Source organism: Flavobacterium sp. UBA4854, assembly GCF_002399805.1.
Taxonomy (GTDB): Bacteria; Bacteroidota; Bacteroidia; order Flavobacteriales; family Flavobacteriaceae; genus Flavobacterium; species Flavobacterium ginsengisoli.
This window is the reverse complement of record NZ_DHEI01000136.1, coordinates 1-3,518: the sequence shown is the minus strand read 5'-3', so window position 1 is coordinate 3,518 and position 3,518 is coordinate 1. Positions and strand designations below refer to the sequence as shown.

The window sequence follows — 3,518 nt, the reverse complement described above, 5'->3', positions numbered from 1 at the left end:
GATATTGGAGGATTGTTTACAGGAAATACACTTCCTGCCTATGTTGGAGATAAAACACCAACTAATTTCACAAAAATACAAATGGCAAATACGTTGAATGCAGATAATGGAATGGCAAATAATTGTTCTGCTAGTATTGGATTTAGAATTTATTTTGACCGACCTGTTGAAAGTATAAATTTTCTCGCTTTGGATATTGATGGGGTTCACGGAACTCCAAATGGAAATGCTGAATGGGTAACCTTTTTTGGTTATAATGGAAATACTTTTGTGCCTTATGCTAATGCTGTTAGTGGAGGAAATACACAGCTTGTAAATCAAACTATTAATATAGGAGCAAGCCATAGTTGGAGAACTTTAATTAATAATTCACTAGGAACAATAGCGGGTGCAAATCTTCCTAGCACAATAACCATTAGAAGACAAACACCAAACGGAGGGTCTGGAACACCAGACGATTTAAATCATCAAGTTTTATTTACCCCTCCGTTATCTACTACTCATGTTACAGATTTTTTCCTAATGACTGGTATTTGGAGTGTCACTGCTCAGGCCAATGTACAAGCATCGGGATTAAGTCCAATTGTAATTACAATTAGTTCTGATTTTGGTGATGCGCCAGATAGTTATAAAACGCTTTTGGCATCTGATGGAGCTTCACATGGAGTTGTAGGAACTCTTTCATTAGGAAATACTAATTTCGCCGAACCAGACGGACTTCCCTCTGTTCTGGCCGATGCTTCTATTGATGATGACGGAGTTCAAGTAATTCCTCCATTGACAAATAATGGGCAAAATATAAGCAGTTATACAATTGCGGCAAACTTTAATAATAATACTGGATTACCAGCAAACTATGTAGCTTGGATTGATTGGAATAACGATGGTGTTTTTCAAGCATCTGAAGGAACGACAGCTACATCACCTGCCGGTACTTTATCAGGAAGTGTTAATCTTACTTGGAATAATGTTGCTTTAACTAATACAGTTGGCCATGCACATACTTATCTTAGAGTTAGAGTGACAACAGAAGCAATAACAACGTCAGATTCTGGGAGTTCTTTTATAAATGGTGAGGTAGAAGATTATGCAATTGGTCTTCCTGCTACTACACCTGATTTTGCATGTTTTAATGTTGGAACTCCTTCTGGATTTATTAATGTTCTTGCAAATGATACTACAGGTAACACAATAGTTCCTGAAACAGTTGGTTTTGTTAATCCAGGTACAGGAACTAATCTAATTATAGATGGGTTTGGTGATATTGTTGGAATAACTATTCCGGGAGAAGGTGTATGGAAAGCAAACTCTGTTGGGTTGGTAAGTTTTGAACCAGAATCTGCCAGCGTCATAAATCCGACACCAATTGCTTATTTAGGAAGAGATGCTCAAGGAAATATTTCAAATAGTGCTTTGATCACTTTAACAGCAGCGAGTATACCTACTAACACTACAACGGTTATTGCAGGATGTTTACCAACAACATTAACGGCAACGGCTAGTGTTCCAACCGGTCAATCTGTTGTTTGGTATGATGCCGCTTTGGCCGGAAATATTGTTGCATCTCCAGTTTTAAGTACAGTAGGAACAGTAACTTATTATGCTCAAGGAAACAACGGTAGCTGTACAAGCGCTGTTAGGACACCAGTCACATTAACAATAACAGCACCACCAAATCCTGGAACTTTATTAGGTTTGCAAAACATTTGTCAAGGAACTTCTACTACTTATGCTACAAATGGAGATGTCGGTGGAATATGGTCAAGTAGTGATCCAACAATAGCGACTGTTAATGCTAGTGGAGTTGTTACAGGTTTATTGCCAGGTGTAGCAACTATAACTTATACGGTAGCTGGAACAGGAGGATGTTCAAACTTGTCATCAACTCGAACAATAACAATTGAAGATGCTCCTGATTCTGGTACTTTATCTGGAAACCAAAATATTTGTGTTGGAGGAACATCTGCCTTTAGTTCAAATGGAGCTCCTGGAGGTATATGGGAAAGTGATGATTTAGCTATTGCTACAGTAGATATAAATGGTGTCGTAACAGGAGTTTCACGTGGTACAACTCTCATAAATTATACGATAGTGCAAACAGGAAGCTGTTCTGTAATTCCTTCAACAATAAGCGTAACCATTATAGAATCTAATCCGGGAACTTTGTCGGGTAATCAAAATGTCTGCGTCGGAGAAACGACAACATTTACTACTGATGGAGATTCGGGAGGGGTTTGGACAACAGATGATGCAGGTATTGCTTCTGTTGATGCAAATGGTGTAATAACTGGTAATACTACTGGAAGTACTATAATTACTTATACTGTAAATGGTTCTAGTGGCTGCCCATCTGCATCGACAACTAGAACAGTAACGGTTAATGTTAATGCACCTGCAACAGCTGCAGATATTACGGGAGCAGATACAGAAATTTGTCCTGGAGATACTGCTGCATTAAGTGTAAGTTCTGCTACCGTAATAAATCCAGTATTTACTTGGTATGCAGATCAAACGAGTCCTAGTATTCTTAATATTGGAGCATCATATAATGTTTCTCCAACAGTAACCACAACGTACTACGTAAGTGTTAAAGGAGATGCAACTTGCGAAAATGATCCCAATACAAGAAAGCCAATTTTGGTAACAGTGAATGCATTAGGAATCGTTTCTGATATAACTGCTGCTGACGCTATAATTTGTTTGGGATCTACTGCGTCATTAACTGCCTCTTCATCTACGGTAACAACTCCAGTTTTTAGATGGTATGCCAGTCAGACGTCAACGGCTGTTTTAAGTACTGGAGCTTCGTATAATCCGTCTCCAATAGTTACAACGACCTATTATGTTAGCGTAAGCGGGGATGGAGTTTGTGAAAATGTCATCAACACTAGAAAAGCGGTAGTTGTCAATGTAACTCCTCTAGCTACACAATTGGATCTAACTGCTAATGATCGAACAGTTTGTAACGGTTCATCAGTTTCATTGACAGCTTCGTCTTCTAATGTAGTAAATCCTGTTTTCAGATGGTATGCCGATCAGACCTCAACAACTGTTCTTAATACAGGGCCTTCGTATAATGTTTCACCAATAACCACTACAACTTATTATGTGAGTGTAAGCGGAACAGGAATGTGTGAGAATCTTCCAAATTTTAGAAAAGCAGTTATAGCTAATGTAAATCCGCTAGGGCAGGCATCAGATATTACAGCATTAGATGCTATTACCTGTCCTGGACAAACAGTTGCTCTTACTGCTTCTTCAGCTACGGTTACATCACCTATATTCAGATGGTATGCCGATCAGACAACTACAACAGCCTTAAGTACAGGAGCTTCATACAGTCCATCTCCAACAGTAACGACAACTTATTATGTTAGTGTAAGCGGGACTGGAGTTTGCGAGAATGCGCCAAATACTAGAAAAGCAGTAACAATTTCTATGAATCCGTTGGCAACTGCGGCAGATATTAACACTACAGATCAGACAATTTGTACAGGTGATGCGGCACTACTAATTGC

1 protein-coding gene is annotated in these 3,518 nt (G+C 38.9%); it reads left to right on the top strand.

Annotated features, from left to right (window positions below; translation table 11 throughout):
• Positions 1-3,518: beta strand repeat-containing protein (locus B3J44_RS19990; RefSeq protein ID WP_286971038.1), on the top strand; the 3,518-nt coding region annotated here is incomplete at both ends.